Origin of the sequence: Streptomyces sp. NPDC047525 (assembly GCF_040643025.1) — a bacterium.
GTDB lineage: Bacteria > Actinomycetota > Actinomycetes > Streptomycetales > Streptomycetaceae > Streptomyces > Streptomyces durmitorensis.
The window spans coordinates 337,071-352,486 of the sequence record NZ_JBEYTL010000003.1; the positions used below are offsets into that span (position 1 = coordinate 337,071).

The window sequence follows — 15,416 nt, forward strand, 5'->3', positions numbered from 1 at the left end:
CGGGCACACTACCCCGCAGGCGGGGGCGGTCCGCCAGCCCTGCGCGGCCCCTGTGACGTCGGCCTCACCGTGGCGCGTTCTCGACGTCGACCTCGACCCTCAGCGGCGCCTCGCCCTCCCTGAGTTCCACCGCCCCGACCCGTCCCGCGGCCCGGACGTCCGCCTGTGCGAGCGCGAAGCGGTCCAGGCTCGCGCGCGGGCCGGAAACCACCACTCCCGCGACCTCCGCCCGCATGGAGAGCCGCCCCTCCGACTTCGCCCTGCGGATCGCCGCGATCACCTCCGAGGCCGTCGCCAGGACCGAGGCGTCCGCTCCGGCAGGGACCTCCGGGGTGGGCCACGCCGCACGGTGGACCGAGCCGGTCGCGTACCAGGACCACACCTCCTCCGTCACGAAGGGAAGGACCGGCGCGAAAAGGCGCAGCAGCGCGTCGAGGGCGGCCCGCAGCGTCACCCGCGCCGACTCCGTCCCTGCGCCTTCCCCCTGGTCGCCGTACGCCCGCGCCTTGACCAGCTCCACGTAGTCGTCGCAGAAGCGCCAGAAGAACCGCTCCGTACGCTCCAACGCCCGCGCGTAGTCGAAGTCGTCGAAGGCCGCGGTGGCCTCCTCGACCGTCGCGGCGAGTTCGGCGAGCAGCGCGCGGTCCAGCGGCTCGGTGACCGGAGTCAGGTCCGATCCGTCCGCCGCACCGAGGCTCAGCACGAACTTGCCGACGTTCAGGACCTTCGTCGCGAGGCGGCGGCCGACCTTCATCTGGCCGACGTCGAACGCCGTGTCCGTGCCGGGCCGCCCGCTCGCCGCCCAGTAGCGGACCGCGTCCGAGCCGTGCTTCACGAGCAGGTCCCCGGGCGTGACCGTGTTCGACTTGGTCTTCGACATCTTCTTGCGGTCGGGGTCGAGGATCCAGCCGGAGATCGCGGCATGACGCCACGGCAGTTCCCCCTGCTCGGCGTGCGCGCGCACCACCGTCGAGAACAGCCAGGTACGGATGATCTCGTGCGCCTGCGGCCGGACGTCCATCGGGAAGACCCGCGCGAACAGATCGGGGTCCGAGCGCCACCCGCCCGCGATCTGCGGGGTGAGCGAGGAGGTGGCCCAGGTGTCCATGACGTCCGGGTCGCCGGTGAAGCCGTGCGGCACGCCGCGCAGGGCCTCCTCGTATCCGGGCGGCGCCTCCGCGCTCGGGTCGACGGGCAGGGCGGACGCGTCCGGGACGATCGGGCGGCCGTGGTCGGGCTCGCCGTGGCCGTCCAGCGGGTACCAGACCGGGATCGGCACGCCGAAGAAGCGCTGACGGCTGACCAGCCAGTCGCCGTTGAGGCCGCCGACCCAGTTCTCGTAGCGCACCCGCATGTGCGGCGGATGCCAGGTCAACTCGCCGCCGCGCGCCATGAGTTCGTCCCGCAAGGGCTCGTCACGGCCGCCGTTGCGCAGGTACCACTGCCGGGTGGTGACGATCTCCAGGGGCCGGTCGCCCTTCTCGTAGAACTTCACGGCGTGCGTGACGGGCCGCGGCTCGCCCTCCAGTTCACCGCTCGCCCGCAGCAGTTCCACGACACGCTCCCGCGCGGTGTGCGCCGTGGCGCCCGCCAGCTTCGCGTACGCCGCGACGGCCGCCGCCGATTCGACACCGCTCGGCGGCTGCGCGAGGAAACGGCCGTCCCAGCCGATCACCGGGCGCGTGGCGAGCCGCAGCTCACGCCACCAGGTGACGTCGGCCGTGTCGCCGAACGTGCAGATCATCGCGATCCCCGTGCCCTTCTCCGGGACCGCCGCGCGGTGTGCCACGACGGGCACGTCGACGCCGAAGAGCGGGGTGCGGACCGTCGCTCCGACCAGCTGCCGATGGCGCTCGTCGTCGGGGTGCACGACCAGGGCGACGCAGGCCGGGAGCAGTTCGGGCCGGGTCGTGTCGATCGCGACCGGCCGTCCTTCCGGACCGTGGAAGGTGAGCCGGTGGTAGGCGCCGGGGCGCTCCCTGTCCTCCAGTTCGGCCTGCGCGACGGCCGTGCGGTAGGTGATGTCCCACAGGGTGGGTGCCTCGGCGATGTAGGCCTCGCCGCGCGCCAGGTTGTTGAGGAAGGCGAGCTGCGCGGTGGCGCGCGCCTCGGTGCCGATCGTGCGGTACGTACGCGACCAGTCGACGGAGAGACCGAGCAGCCGCCACAGCTCCTCGAAGGCCTTCTCGTCCTCGACGGTGAGGCGCTCGCACAGCTCGATGAAGTTCCGCCGGGAGATGGGGAGTTGCTGCTTCCCCGGCTTCGCGGGCGGCTCGAACGACGGGTCGTACGGCAGCGCCGGATCGCACCGCACCCCGAAGTGCATCTGGACGCGGCGTTCGGTCGGCAGGCCGTTGTCGTCCCAGCCCATCGGATAGAAGACTTCCTTGCCGCGCATGCGCTGATAGCGGGCGACGGTGTCGGTGTGCGTGTACGAGAAGACGTGTCCGACGTGCAAGGAGCCGCTGACCGTGGGCGGCGGGGTGTCGACGGAGAAGATCTCCTCACGCGTCCTGGAGCGGTCGAAGGCGTATACGCCCGTCTCGTCCCATCGCCGCGACCACTTCTCTTCGAGCCCGTCGAGAACAGGCTTGCCGGGGACGCCGTCCGCGCTCGTGCGATGGGGGAAGGTCATGCATCCGCATGCTAGGCGCAGGCGGGATGTGACGGCCTCCGGATTTCGGTCGCCGAGGGCCGCCGCCGGAGCTGTGGTCCGGCGGCGGCCCCTCAGAGATCCTGACCGCCCGAGGTCGCCGGGTGGGTCAGGCGGAGACGATCGCGGGGTCGCTGACCCCGGCCTGGCCGTTCTCCACGTGCCCGGCCAGGCGCCGCAGGAAGGTGCCGTCCGCGTCGGACTTCACCGTCACGTCGTACCAGCGCTTGCTCGACCGCAGGTCGACGGTGTGCTCGACGGTGCCGCCCGCCTTCACCTTGAACGTCTGGGCCGCGCCGCCGTAGGCGTTGGAGACGCTGAGGTTCACGTCGGCGCCGCCCGCGTTCTTCAGGGTGAGCTTGAGGTTGCCCGTCGCCTTGTCGTGGCGGGCGGTGACCTCGGGTCCCGCGGTCTTGCCGGGTCCCTTGAAGACGCGCAGGAAGCCGTTCGGGCCGAACACCGACAGGTCGTACGCGTCCTTCGAGTACGCCGAGTTCCAGGTGTCGGAGATCTTCTTGCCGGCCTCCGTGGTGTAGGTCCAGGGGCCGTCCGTGCGGTTGCCGGAGCGGACGTGGAAGCAGACACCCGCCGTGTCGCCGCCGCTGAAGGTCAGCGTGAACTTGCCGTCGGCGGGCGCTGCCGAGCCGTCCACCAGCGGGGCGTACGGCAGCGGGCGCGCGGGCCTGGAGCCGGACTCCTGCTTGGGCAGGTTCGCCTTCGCGGGCGCCTTGGGCACGTAGTCGGGGTGACGCTCGTGGTCCGGCGGCTCGTAGGCGCCGGTGTCGGGCAGCTGCGCGGGGTCGGTGTCCTTGCCGCCGAAGTCGAAGGCGGAGGTGAGGTCACCGCAGATGGCGCGCCGCCACGGCGAGATGTTCGGCTCCTTGACGCCGAAGCGCGTCTCCATGAACCGGATGATCGACGTGTGGTCGAAGACCTCGGAGTTCACGTATCCGCCGGTGCTCCACGGCGAGACGACGACCATCGGGACGCGCTGGCCCAGGCCGTAGTGTCCCGCGGCGTAGGAGGCGTTGCCCGGGAAGTAGTCGAGCGCTGTGTCGACCGTCGACTTGCCCTGGTTCGCGTCCTTCGGGGTGTACGGCGGGACGACGTGGTCGAAGTAGCCGTCGTTCTCGTCGTAGGTGATGAACAGCGCCGTCTTGGCCCACACGTCGGGGTTGGAGGTGAGGGCGTCCAGGACCTGCGCGATGTACCAGGCGCCGTAGTTCACGGGCCAGTTGGGGTGCTCGCAGAAGGCCTCGGGCGCGGCGATGTAGGAGACCTGCGGGAGCTTGTCGGCCTTGACGTCGGCCTTGAGTAGGTCGAAGTAGCCGTCGCCCGCCTTCGCGTTGGTGCCGGTGCGTGCCTTGTCGTAGAGGGGGTCGCCGGGCTTGGCGTTGCGGTACTTGTTGAAGTAGAGCAGCGAGTTGTCGCCGTAGTTCCCGCGGTAGGCGTCGTCGATCCAGCCCCAGTGTCCTGCGGCGTCCAGGCCGTCGCCGATGTCCTGGTAGACCTTCCAGGAGACCCCGGCCTGCTCCAGGCGCTCGGCGTACGTCGTCCAGTCGTAGCCCGCCTCCTGGTTGCCGAGGACCGGGCCGCCGCCCTTGCCGTCGTTGCCGACGTGGCCCGTCAGCATGTAGTAGCGGTTGGGGTCGGTGGCCCCCATGAACGAACAGTGGTAGTCGTCGCAGACGGTGAACGCGTCGGCGAGGGCGTAGTGGAAGGGAATGTCGTCGCGCGTCAGGTACGCCATCGTCCGCTCGGACTTGGCGGCGATCCAGTTGTCGTACTTGCCGCCTGCGAAGGCGCTGTGGCCGCCCGCCCAGTCGTGGTCGAGACCCGCGATGAACTGCATGCCGAGGTCCTCGGCGTCCGGGTGGAAGGGCAGCACCTCTTTGCCGCCGCCCGACTGGTTCCAGACGGGTTTTCCGCTGGGCAGGGTCACCGGGCGCGGGTCGCCGAAGCCGCGTACGCCCTTCATCGTGCCGAAATAGTGGTCGAAGGAACGGTTCTCCTGCATCAGGACGACGACGTGCTCGACGTCCTCGATGGAGCCGGAGCGGCGCTGGGCGGGCAGGGCGGCTGCGCGGGCGATGCTCTCGGTGAGCATCGCGGATGCTGCGGTGCCGCCGGCGATCTGCATGAACCGGCGCCGATTGAGTTCTGGCATGAGTGGATTCGACCTCGTGGTGTGGGGTTGTGGGGGACGTGAGCGGGTGAAGTGTTTCAAGGGGAGCAAGGATCAGGGAAGGGGCTGTGACCTGGATGTGAAGAGAAGTCCAACCCTTGGTGCCCGGGACACAAGTCCCGACTTCATGAGGCCCAAAGTCCCGTATTTGACATATACGAACCGACATGCCTGACTTGGCCCTGCACCGCTCGATGGTGCGTTCTTCCGTGTCCCGCGATCGCAAGGAGGTGTTCGGGATGAGTCCCGAAGGAAGTCCTTGCGCCAGCGTCACGTCTCACTGAAGCGATTCCGCTTTCCCGGCTGAGGCGTCATTCGCCTCGCCCCTTTTCCGCCATGCGGTCATGCACGCGCAGTAATGCGGCATTCCACGCGCAGTAGGTCTGCGCGGCAATGCGCCATGCCCGCGGGCGGCCACCCATCACATCCACGTCCCTGTGCACGGGCCTGCTTCGCCATGCCCCCGCACGGAGGGAGGTCTGCCATGAACAAGCTGATTCCCCAGGTACGCCCGGCGACGCCGGGCGAGAACCCCAGCGCCAGCCCCACCCCCACCACCCCCCGCGTCCCCGACGGCCGCCGCGAGCGCAAGGCCGCCGAGCTGGACGCCCGCACCCGCGAAGTCGGCGCCCGTCTGGCCGAGTTGAGCGCGAAGCCCGCCCGCGACGTCCTGCGGGACCTCGGCACGGACACCCGCGGACTGCGCCAGGACCAGGTCCTCGAGCGCCTGGAGCGGCACGGCGAGAACGTCGTCGCCCAGGAGCGCGCACCGCACTGGACGACGCAGCTCGCCAAGTCCTTCTGCAACCCCTTCATCGGCGTCCTCGTCGTGCTCGCCGCGGTCATGTACTGGCAGGACCCGGCCGACCCCGGTGTCTGGATCCTCACCTCGATGGTGCTGATCAGCGGACTGCTGCGGTTCTGGCAGGAGTTCCGCTCGACCAGGTCGGCCGAGGCGCTGAAAGCCCTGGTCACCACCTCCTGCGCGGTCCAGCGCCGGTGGAGCGAGCGCCCCGGCACCGAAGAGATCCCCATGGAGCAGGTCGTCCCCGGCGACCTCGTGAAGCTCGCCGCGGGCGACATGGTCCCGGCCGATCTCCGGCTGCTCACCGCCAAGGACCTGATGGTCAGCCAGGCCGCCCTGTCGGGCGAGTCGCTGCCGGCCGCCAAGGCGGACACGCGCGCTCCCGACCTCGGCCAGGGCGCGACCACCGACCCCGTCGAGGCGGACAACCTCTGCCTGATGGGTACGTCGGTGACCTCGGGAACGGCGACCGGTGTGGTCGTCGCCACCGGCTCGGACACCTACTTCGGCTCGATGGCGGGCGCCCTGGTCGGCGACCGTCCGCAGACCGCCTTCGACCTCGGCGTGCGGCGGGTCAGCTTCCTGCTCATCCGGTTCATGCTGGTGATGGTCCCGATCGTCTTCGCGATCAACGGCTTCACCAAGGGCGACTGGGACCAGGCGCTGCTGTTCTCCGTCTCCGTGGCGGTCGGGCTCACCCCCGAGATGCTGCCGATGGTGGTCTCGGCGAACCTGGCGCGCGGCGCGGTCGCGATGTCCGGGCACAAGGTCGTCGTCAAGCAGCTCAACGCGATCCAGAACCTGGGCGCCATGGACGTGCTGTGCACCGACAAGACGGGCACGCTCACCGAGGACCGCATCGTCCTCGACCGCTACCTCGACGCGCACGGCCACGAGGACCGCGAGGTGCTCGAATACGCCTACCTCAACGCGCACTTCCAGACGGGCCTGCGCAACCTGATGGACCAGGCGGTCATCGACCGCATCGACGAGGCCGAGGAGGTTGTCGTCGACCGGCTCTTCACGATGGTCGACGAGATCCCCTTCGACTTCGCCCGGCGGCGGATGTCCGTCGTGCTGCGCCGCGAGGAACTGTCCGGTCCTGCCGCCGAGCACACGATCGTCACCAAAGGAGCGGTGGAGGAGGTCATCGAGCGGTGCGGCCACGTCATGGACCGCGGCGAGCGGGTCGCACTCACCGGTCAACTGCGGGCCCACGTCACGCACATCAGCGAGCGCCACAACCGTGAGGGCCTGCGGGTCCTCGCGGTCGCGACGCGCAGCGTGCCCGCCGACCGCGACACCTACACGGCGGCGGACGAGTCGGACCTGACCCTCGTCGGGTTCCTTGCGTTCCTCGACCCGCCGAAGCAGGACGCCGCGGACGCCCTGCGCGCGCTCGCCGAGAACGGCATCGCGGTCAAGGTCGTCACCGGCGACAACGAACTGGTCGCCGCGCGCGTCTGCGCGGACGTCGGCCTCGACGTCAGCGAGCTGATCACGGGCGCCACGATCGACCTGGTCGACGACGCGGAACTGATCGAACTCGCCCGTACGACCACGGTGTTCGCGAAGGTCAACCCGGTCCAGAAGGCACGGATCGTACGGGCCCTGAAGGCCGACGGGCACACGGTCGGGTTCCTCGGGGACGGCATCAACGACGCCGCGGCGCTGCGCGAGGCCGATGTGGGCGTCTCGGTCGACACGGCCGTCGACATCGCCAAGGAGTCCGCCGACATCATCCTCCTGGAGAAGGACCTGATGGTCCTGGAACAGGGCGTGTTGATGGGCCGTCAGACCTTCGGCAACACCATCAAGTACATCAAGATGACGGCGTCGTCGAACTTCGGGAACGTCTTCTCGGTCCTGGTGGCATCGGCGTTCCTCCCCTTCCAGCCGATGCTCGCCATCCACCTCCTGGTGCAGAACCTCTGCTACGACATCAGCCAGCTGTCGATCCCCTGGGACCGGATGGACAAGGAGTACCTGCGCAAGCCGCGCGCGTGGGACGCGAAGGGCATCGGCCGGTTCATGATCCGGATCGGTCCGATCAGCTCGGTCTTCGACATCACCACGTTCCTGGTGATGTGGTACGTCTTCCAGGCGAACTCGCCCGCGCAGCAGACCCTCTTCCAGACGGGCTGGTTCGTGGAGGGTCTGCTGTCGCAGACGCTGATCGTGCACATGATCCGCACACGCAGGATCCCGTTCATCCAGTCCCGCGCGTCACTGCCGGTGCTCCTGATGACGGGCGCGGTGATGGCCTTCGGCCTCTGGCTGCCGTTCTCGCCGCTGGCGTCGGCCCTGTCGATGGAGCCGCTGCCGATGAGCTACTTCCCGTGGCTGATCGGGACGCTGCTCGCGTACTGCGCGCTCACCCAGGTGGTGAAGGGTTGGTACATCCGGCGCTACGGCAGCTGGCTCTGAGGCTGCCGAGCTGACGCCGTCAGCTCGTGAGGACGACGAGTTGCTGGGTCGCACGGGTCATCGCCACATAGCGGTCGACCGCTCCTTCGATCCCCTCACCGAAGTTCTCGGGGTCGATGAGGACGACCAGGTCGAACTCGAGCCCCTTCGCGAGCTCCGGTGTCAGTGACCGGACGCGGGACGTCTCCCCGAAGGCGGGATCGCCGATCACACAGGCGATCCCGTCGGCGTGGGCGGCGAGCCACGTGTCGAGGACCGATTCCAGGTCCGCGACGGATCCGTGGGCGACGGGGACACCGCTGCTGCGGACGGAGGTCGGCACGTTGGCGTCCGGGAGCGCGGCCCGGATGACCGGCTCGGCCTGAGTCATGACCTCTTCCGGCGTCCGGTAGTTGACGCTCAGGGACTCCAGATTGACGCGGTCGAGCCCGATCCGCTCAAGGCGTTCCTGCCACGACTCCGTGAAGCCGTGCCTGGCCTGCGCCCGGTCACCGACGATGGTGAAGCTCCGGGACGGGCAGCGAAGCAGCAGCATCTGCCACTGGGCGTCGGTCAGCTCCTGCGCCTCGTCCACGACGATGTGGGCGAACGGTCCCGCGAGCCGGTCCGGGGCGGCGGGCGGCAGCTCGGACTCGTCGACGAGGCTGACCTGGGCGTCCTGGCCGCGCAACATCGTCACCAGGCCTTCGCCGTCGTCACCGTCGGCGCCGGAGGCGGCCGCGGCGTCGATCAGGTTGTCGACGACCTGGGCCATCTGCTCGCGCTGGGCGGCGAGGACGGCCTCCTGCCTGCGCCTGTGCCGGGCCGCCTCCGGGTCGCCGAGCCGCTGTCGCGCCGCGTCCAGGAGCGGCAGGTCACAGAGCGTCCAGGCCTGGGGCGCCTCCTTGCGGAGCAGGGTGCGCACCTCGTTCGGGTCGAGCCAGGGCGCGCACATCCGCAGATAGGCGGAGTTCGACCACAGGTCTGCGACGAGGTCCGCCGCCTCGAGCAGCGGCCATGCGCGGTGCAGGGTCGTGACCAGCTCCTCGTCGTGCCGCAGCGACCTCTCGAAGAGCTCGCCGGGAACGTCGCCGTCGAGCTTGTCGAGGAGGATCGCGACGAGCTCCTCCCAGACCTGCTCGCGCGCCTCGTTGTGCGGAGTGCCGCCTCCCGCCGCGTCGAACGCCTCGGCCCAGTCGTCGGCGCTCAGCCGGACGTCGGCCCAGTCGGTCGAGACCGTCATGCCCTTGGTCGGCGGCTCCTCGTAGAACCTGACGGCCTTCTCGATCGCCTTGACCATGTCCGCGGACGACTTCAGGCGAGCCACCTCCGGGTCGGCCTCGGCCGCCGCCCCGGCTCCCTCGGCGACGAGGTCCTCCAGGATGCAGGTCTGCACGCCCTCTTCGCCGAGGCTGGGCAGGACGTCGGAGACGTAGTTCAGGTAGGGCCGGTGCGGGCCGACGAACAGCACGCCGCCCCGGTTGTGGCCGAGGCGGGGGTCGGAGTAGAGGAGATAGGCGGAGCGGTGCAGGGCGACGACGGTCTTGCCCGTGCCGGGGCCGCCGTCGACGACGAGGGCGCCGCGGGAGCCCGCGCGGATGATGGCGTCCTGGTCGGACTGGATGGTGGAGAGCACGTCCCGCATCCGGGCCGACCGGTTGCTGCCCAGGCTGGCGATGAAGGCGGACTGGTCGTCGAGCGCCGCGTGGCCCTCAAGGCCGTCGGCGGTGAACACCTCGTCCCAGTAGTCGCTGATCCGGCCGTCGGTCCAGCGGTACCTGCGGCGGCTCGCCAGACCCATCGGGTCGGCGTGCGTCGCCGCGAAGAACGGCTCGGCCGCGGGGGCGCGCCAGTCGAGCAGCAGCCGACGGCCCTCGCTGTCGGTGAGGCCGAGCCGCCCGATGTACACGGGCTCGGAGTCGTCCGCGCCGACGATGTGCCCGAGGCACAGGTCGAGCCCGAAGCGGCTCAGGGTGCGCAGGCGGGCGGTCAGCCGGTGGATCTCCAGGTCCCGGTCCATCGCTTCCCGGCCGATGCCGCCGGGCGCCTTGCGCTGGACGTCGAGGCGGGCGGACACGTCGGCGATCGTCTGCTCGAGGCTCTGCGCGATGGCAGCGAAGTGCTTCTCGTCGCCGGCGATCAGCGTGGGGTCGGCCTTGAGGGCGAGATGGGCAGGAAGGTCGAACGCAGACAGCAAGGCAGGCACTTGGTGAATCTCCCGTTTCCGCAGGTCCTGGCTTTGGCCTGTGATTGTGCGGGATGACCGGGGCCTTGCCGCAAGCCCCCCACTGCGCTATAAATTAAGAGTGGCAAGGAGTGGGAACACCTCCTTGCCTTTCTCTTTTCTCTCCTGCCGCCGCACTCTAGGTGCCGTGGGCAACCATGCGCGAGGATGTGGCGGGTCGGCGCTTCCAGCGATCGAGGAGAGTCATGACCGCACGCATCCATGGCACCTGTGCTCCCGGATTCGAGGGCGTACGCGAGGAGTTCGAGCGGAACTTCACCGAGCGCGGCGACCTCGGTGCGGCCGTCGCGGCCACCGTGGACGGCGAGTTCGTCGTCGATCTGTGGGGCGGTGACGCCGACAAGACGGGCACGCGCGCGTGGGAGCGCGATTCGCTGGTGAACGTGTACTCCACGACCAAGGGGATGACCGCGCTGTGCGCGCATCTGCTCGTGGACCGGGGCGAGCTCGACCTGGACGCGCCGGTCGCCCGTTACTGGCCCGAGTTCGCCCAGGAGGGCAAGGCGGACATCCCCGTGCGCTGGCTCCTGAGCCATCGCTCCGGGGTGATCGCGCCGCGCGAACCCATGACGTCGGACGACCTCTACGACTGGGAGAAGGTCTGCGCGGCGCTTGCCGCGACGCCGCCGTGGTGGAAGCCGGGTTCGGCGCAGGGGTATCACGCGCTGAGCTACGGCTATCTGGTGGGCGAGGTCGTCCGGCGGATCACGGGCGTCTCGCTCGGTACGTTCCTGCGCAGCGAGGTCACCGGGCCGCTGGGAGCCGATGTCTTCGTGGGCACGCCGCAGAGCGAGCACGGCCGGTGCGCGAACATGGCGAAGCCGCTCGCTTCGGACGGCCCGCGCAGCGCGCTCGGCTCCGCTCCCCCGCCTGCCCCGCCGGTGCGCTCGATCGACGACCACCCGATGGCCGCCGTCACGCTCGCCCTGCAGTACCTGCCGGTCGGCAGCGTGAACAGTGCGGCGTATCGGTCCGCCGAGATCCCCGCGGCCAACGGGCACGCGTCCGCGCGCGGTCTCGCGACGGTGTACGCGGCCCTGGGCGGCGGGGAGCTGGTGAGCCCCGCGGCCCTTGAGCGGCTCCGGACGCGACAGGGGAAGCCCGACGAGCCGGACCTGGTGCTCGCGGCGGGGACGGCGTGGGGCGAGAAGTGGGACTGGGGGCTCGGCTACATGCTGAACCTGTACGGGCAGGCCGGGCCCAATCCGCGGGCCTTCGGGCACGGGGGCGCGGGCGGGTCCTACGCGTTCGCCGATCCCGAGAACCGGGTCTCGTACGCGTACGTGATGAACCGGATGGGCGGCGGGACCTCGGGGGAGGATCTGCGGAGCATCCATCTGGTGGGGGCGTTGTACCGAAGCCTGAGGTGAGGGGCTCGGGGAACGTAATCTGCCCCCCATGGAGCAGCACACCCCCCGCCACCGCCCGACAGGGCAGTACGCCGCCGCCGACCCCCGCAGAGCGGCCATCATCGACGCCGCTCTCGCGCTCTTCGCCAAGGCGGGCTATCTGAACTCGTCCCTGGCGAAGATCGCCGCGGAGGCGGGCACCTCCGCCACGGTCATCACCCACCACTTCGGGTCGAAGCAGCGCCTTCTGATGGCGGTCCTCGAAGCCCGCGAGGAGCGCACGGTGCGCACGTTCGGGCGGCTGGGCCCCGGCTCCGGCGGTGACGACGTGCGCGCGCTGTTCAGGGAGGTGCTCGCGCTGGCCGCGTACAACCTCACCCAGCCGGGGCTGATCCAGCTCTACACCAGACTTTCGGCGGAGGCAGGAGACCCCTCGCACCCGGCACACGGCTACTTCGCCGAGCGGTACGAGCGCGTCGCGCACTCCCTCGCCGACGCGCTGCAACGCTCGGTCGGGGCAGGGCAGTTGAGGCCGGACACCGACCCGGAGAGCATCGCCCGCGAGATCCTCGCGGTCTCCGACGGGCTCCAGGTGCAGTGGGCCGTCGCCGAAGGGCGCCTGGACTTCGTCGGGTTGTACCGCGCCCACCTGGACCGGCTCGCCCAGGCCCTCACCCTGGACGGGAAGGGCCTGGGCGAGCCGACCGAGGCGGAGCGGCTCCCCTAGGCCGTCACCTCAGTGGTACTGGCCGACCTTGGTCCTCGTCGTAGTGCTTGGCGGCGTTCGCCCACACCTCGTCGCTGACACCACCGGCCGCGTCCGCGAGGCGGGTGCCCTCCTCCGCCAGTTCCAGGGCGGCGCGCTCGGCGTCGGTGAACACCGAGGCCTCCCGCCAGGCCGCGACCAGGTGGAGACGGACCTGGGACTCCCCCGCGTGCGACTTGCCCGCGGCGACGATGTGCTTCAGGGCCTTGGCCGCGCCGGGACTTGCCATGAGGTTCAGCCGAGCTTTACGTGGGTCTCCCTGCCGTCTAACGCGCCACCCCCGTCAGCCGGATGTCGCGCGACGACGAACCGACGTACACCGCGCGCCGCCCCTCGGGGCGCACCCAGCGGCCGCGGTCCGTGTCCCAGTACGACAGCTGCCGCTCGGCGACGCGCACCGTGACCCGGCGCGACTGCCCTGCCCGCAGTTCGACGCGCTCGAAGGCGGCCAGGGTCTTCACGGCCATCTCGACATCGGCGCCGCGCGGCGCGCCCACGTACACCTGCGGGACCTCCGCGCCCGTGCGCCGCCCCCGGTTGGTCACCGTGAACGACACCTCGTAACCCGCGCCCTCCCGGCGCACGGACAGGTTGCGGTAGCCGAACTCCGTGTAGGACAGGCCGTGTCCGAAGGGGAAGAGGGGCTCGATGTCCGCCTTGTCGAAGCCTCGGTAGCCGGTGAAGATGCCCTCGCTGTACGTGACCACACCGTCGACGCCGTAGTAGCGCTCGGGGTGTGCCGGGTCCAGCGTGGGGTGGTCCGTGTCCTTCTTCGGCCAGGTCACCGTGGCCTTGCCGCCCGGGTTCGCGCGGCCGGTGAGGAGGTCGGCGGTGGACCAGCCGCCCTCCTGGCCGACATAGCCGGTGTGCAGGATCGTGCCGACGTCGCGGCGCCAGGGCATCGTCGCCGGGCAGCCGGTGGTGAGGACGACGACCGTACGCGGGTTGGCCTCGGCCACCGCCGCGATCAGCTCGTCCTGGTGGGCGGGGAGCGTCAGCGTGGTGAAGTCGCCGCCACCGCCCACCGAGCCGCCCGAGCCGTTGAAGGCGAAGACGACCGGGGTGTGGACGCGCCGGGCCAGCTTCGCCGCGGCGGCGATGGAGGCGGTGCGCCGCTCGGGGGTCACCCAGGCGAACCGCACCTGGACCGGCCCGCGTTCGGCGATGGTCGCGGCCCAGCCAGTGGCCTTGACGACGACCTGGTAGGGCTTGCCGCCGGTGAGCCCGACGGGTTCGGCCTGGCCGTTGTCGAGGCCGTCGGTGGTCGGGACGATGGAGGACCACTTGCGCGCGAAGCTGTCACGGGCGCCCGCCGCGGTCGTCAGCTCCTTGCCGTCGAGGCTCAGCGAGACCGCCGCGCCCCAGCCCTGGATCAGAAGCGCGTACTCGCCCGTGGTGGGCGGCACGAAGGTGCCGGTCCACTCGGCCGTCGTACCGACGGGGAGCGCCTCGTCGCCGACGAAGTCGACGTTCCTGTCCGTTCCGGCACCCTTGCGCGTCAGGCCCTTGGGGAACGCGGAGGCGGGGACGGCCGTGCCCGTGAGGTCGACGCCGACCTCGTACGCGATCTTCCGCTTGGTGGAGCGGCGCAGCGCGTCGAGCGGGCTGACCAGGCGCTCCTCGAAGCCGTACGCCCGCTCGCCCGAGACGGACGTGGCGACCTGACCCGCGGTCGGGCCGATGAGCGCGAGGTCGCGCAGCGCGGCGTGCGACAGCGGCAGGCCGCCGTCGTTGGCGAGCAGCACCGCGCCCTGCGTGGCGACTTCGCGGGCGACGCGGGCTCCTGCCCTGACGTCGATCCTCTTGCGGGCGGGGACGCGGCTGCCGTCGAGCATGCCGAAGGCGTCGTACCGGCCGAGGATGCGGGAGACCGCGGTGTCCAGGGCGGCCTCGGGGACGGAGCCGTCCTGGATGGCCTTCTTCAGCGGCTCCCCGTAGAACGAGCCGTCCCACATCTGCATGTCCTGGCCCGCTTCGAGCGCGGCCGTGGAGTGGGTGGCGCCCCAGTCGGAGGTGACGAAGCCCTTGAAGCCGAGTTCGCCGCGGAGGATGCCGGTGAGGGTGGTGCTCTGCTCGGAGTTCCACACGCCGTTGAGGTGGTTGTACGCCGACATGACGGAGGCGACGCCCGCGCGGACGACGGCTTCGAAGGCCGGCAGGTACAGCTCGTGCAGGGTGCGGTCGTCGACCACGAAGTCGTAGGAGTTCTCCGGCTTCTCGCGGTCGAACTCGTGCAGGCGCTGGTTGTTGGCGAGGAAGTGCTTGGCCTGGGCGAGCATGCCCTGCGCCTGGACGCCCTCGACCTGGGCGGCGCCGATCAGGCCGTTGAGGTAGGGGTCCTCGCCGGACTGGTCCTTGTTGCGGCTGAAGAAGGGGGTGCGGGAGAGCTCGATCTGCGGGGCGAGCAGCACGTCCATGTCGAGGGTGCGGCCCTCGCGGCCCATGACCTCGCCGTACTCGCGGGCGAGTTCGAGGTTGAAGGAGGAGCCGAGCGTCGCGACCGGCGGGAGGCCGGTCGCGGACTCGGTGACGTTCACGCCCGCGGGGCCGTCGCTCAGGCGCAGCTCCGGTATGCCGAGGCGCTTGACGCCCGGCAGGTACCCGGCCTGTCCGAGTCTTCGCGGGTCGGTGGCTCCGTGGACGAGGCTGATCTTCTCGTCGAGGGTGAGGCGGGCGATGAGCCCCCGGACGCGGCGCGTGGCGGCGGCCACGCCCGGGGAGGCGGCGCCTTCGGTCCCTCCGGCGGCTCCGGTGGCTGCCGCGGCGGGCGCGGCTGCGGCGATCGGGCCGGCGGCGGCCACGAAGGCGAAGGCGGCTGCGGTGCCGCCCAGTTGCTTCATGAGTTCACGACGTGTGGTGGCAGGCATGGCGAAATGGCCTCCGAACGCGGCTCTGGGCATGCCGAACTGGGTCGGCGACGCCAAGAGCTGAATGCGTCATCCGCGCCAGTGCGGTGTTACGGGGCCTGAGTCTTGATTGGTTGAACGGTGAAGGTCAAGGCTCGTGC

General features: G+C 70.5%; 7 protein-coding genes and 1 pseudogene. 3 read left to right on the forward strand and 5 right to left on the reverse strand.

What is annotated here, in order from left to right; genetic code table 11:
- Positions 1 to 64: 64 nt before the first annotated feature.
- Positions 65 to 2,635: a valine--tRNA ligase gene (gene valS, locus ABZ833_RS10505; protein WP_361043878.1), complete on the reverse strand. Its 2,571-nt coding sequence runs from the start codon at positions 2,633 to 2,635 to the stop codon at positions 65 to 67.
- A 127-nt stretch (positions 2,636 to 2,762) separates the two neighbouring features.
- The gene (locus tag ABZ833_RS10510) at positions 2,763 to 4,820 is read right to left on the reverse strand and encodes a phosphocholine-specific phospholipase C (protein ID WP_361043881.1); all 2,058 of its coding nucleotides are present in this window, start codon (positions 4,818 to 4,820) and stop codon (positions 2,763 to 2,765) included.
- Positions 4,821 to 5,322: 502 nt separating this feature from the next.
- Between ABZ833_RS10510 and mgtA the strand changes: the two genes are divergently transcribed.
- Positions 5,323 to 8,070 carry a magnesium-translocating P-type ATPase gene (mgtA, locus tag ABZ833_RS10515; RefSeq protein ID WP_361043884.1) on the forward strand — a complete coding sequence of 916 codons (2,748 nt, stop codon included), beginning with the start codon at positions 5,323 to 5,325 and terminating at the stop codon, positions 8,068 to 8,070.
- 19 nt (positions 8,071 to 8,089) lie between these two features.
- Here mgtA and helR read toward each other — a convergent pair whose 3' ends face one another.
- A complete protein-coding gene (gene helR, locus ABZ833_RS10520) occupies positions 8,090 to 10,255 on the reverse strand; it encodes an RNA polymerase recycling motor ATPase HelR (RefSeq protein WP_361043887.1) in 2,166 nt (721 codons plus the stop codon).
- A 224-nt stretch (positions 10,256 to 10,479) separates the two neighbouring features.
- Between helR and ABZ833_RS10525 the strand changes: the two genes are divergently transcribed.
- Together ABZ833_RS10525 and ABZ833_RS10530 are read left to right on the forward strand one after the other, a co-directional pair.
- The gene (locus ABZ833_RS10525) at positions 10,480 to 11,664 is read left to right on the forward strand and encodes a serine hydrolase domain-containing protein (RefSeq protein WP_361043890.1); all 1,185 of its coding nucleotides are present in this window, start codon (positions 10,480 to 10,482) and stop codon (positions 11,662 to 11,664) included.
- A 28-nt stretch (positions 11,665 to 11,692) separates the two neighbouring features.
- Positions 11,693 to 12,370, forward strand: coding sequence for a TetR/AcrR family transcriptional regulator (locus ABZ833_RS10530; protein WP_361043893.1), 678 nt, complete (start codon positions 11,693 to 11,695; stop codon positions 12,368 to 12,370).
- A gap of 28 nt (positions 12,371 to 12,398) precedes the next feature.
- Here ABZ833_RS10530 and ABZ833_RS10535 read toward each other — a convergent pair.
- Both ABZ833_RS10535 and ABZ833_RS10540 read right to left on the reverse strand, forming a co-directional pair.
- A pseudogene (locus tag ABZ833_RS10535) lies at positions 12,399 to 12,638 on the reverse strand (carboxymuconolactone decarboxylase family protein); the annotation flags it as partial.
- A gap of 37 nt (positions 12,639 to 12,675) precedes the next feature.
- Complete coding sequence (locus tag ABZ833_RS10540; protein WP_361043896.1) at positions 12,676 to 15,276, reverse strand: glycoside hydrolase family 3 N-terminal domain-containing protein; 2,601 nt, start codon at positions 15,274 to 15,276, stop codon at positions 12,676 to 12,678.
- Positions 15,277 to 15,416: the final 140 nt, after the last annotated feature.

Bases quoted from the DNA above. Each gene is read 5' to 3' on its own strand.
- valS (WP_361043878.1), bottom strand. From the start codon at position 2,635: ATGACCTTCCCCCATCGCACGAGCGCGGACGGCGTCCCCGGCAAGCCT.
- ABZ833_RS10510 (WP_361043881.1), bottom strand. From the start codon at position 4,820: ATGCCAGAACTCAATCGGCGCCGGTTCATGCAGATCGCCGGCGGCACC.
- mgtA (WP_361043884.1), top strand. From the start codon at position 5,323: ATGAACAAGCTGATTCCCCAGGTACGCCCGGCGACGCCGGGCGAGAAC.
- ABZ833_RS10525 (WP_361043890.1), top strand. From the start codon at position 10,480: ATGACCGCACGCATCCATGGCACCTGTGCTCCCGGATTCGAGGGCGTA.
- ABZ833_RS10530 (WP_361043893.1), top strand. From the start codon at position 11,693: ATGGAGCAGCACACCCCCCGCCACCGCCCGACAGGGCAGTACGCCGCC.
- ABZ833_RS10540 (WP_361043896.1), bottom strand. From the start codon at position 15,276: ATGCCTGCCACCACACGTCGTGAACTCATGAAGCAACTGGGCGGCACC.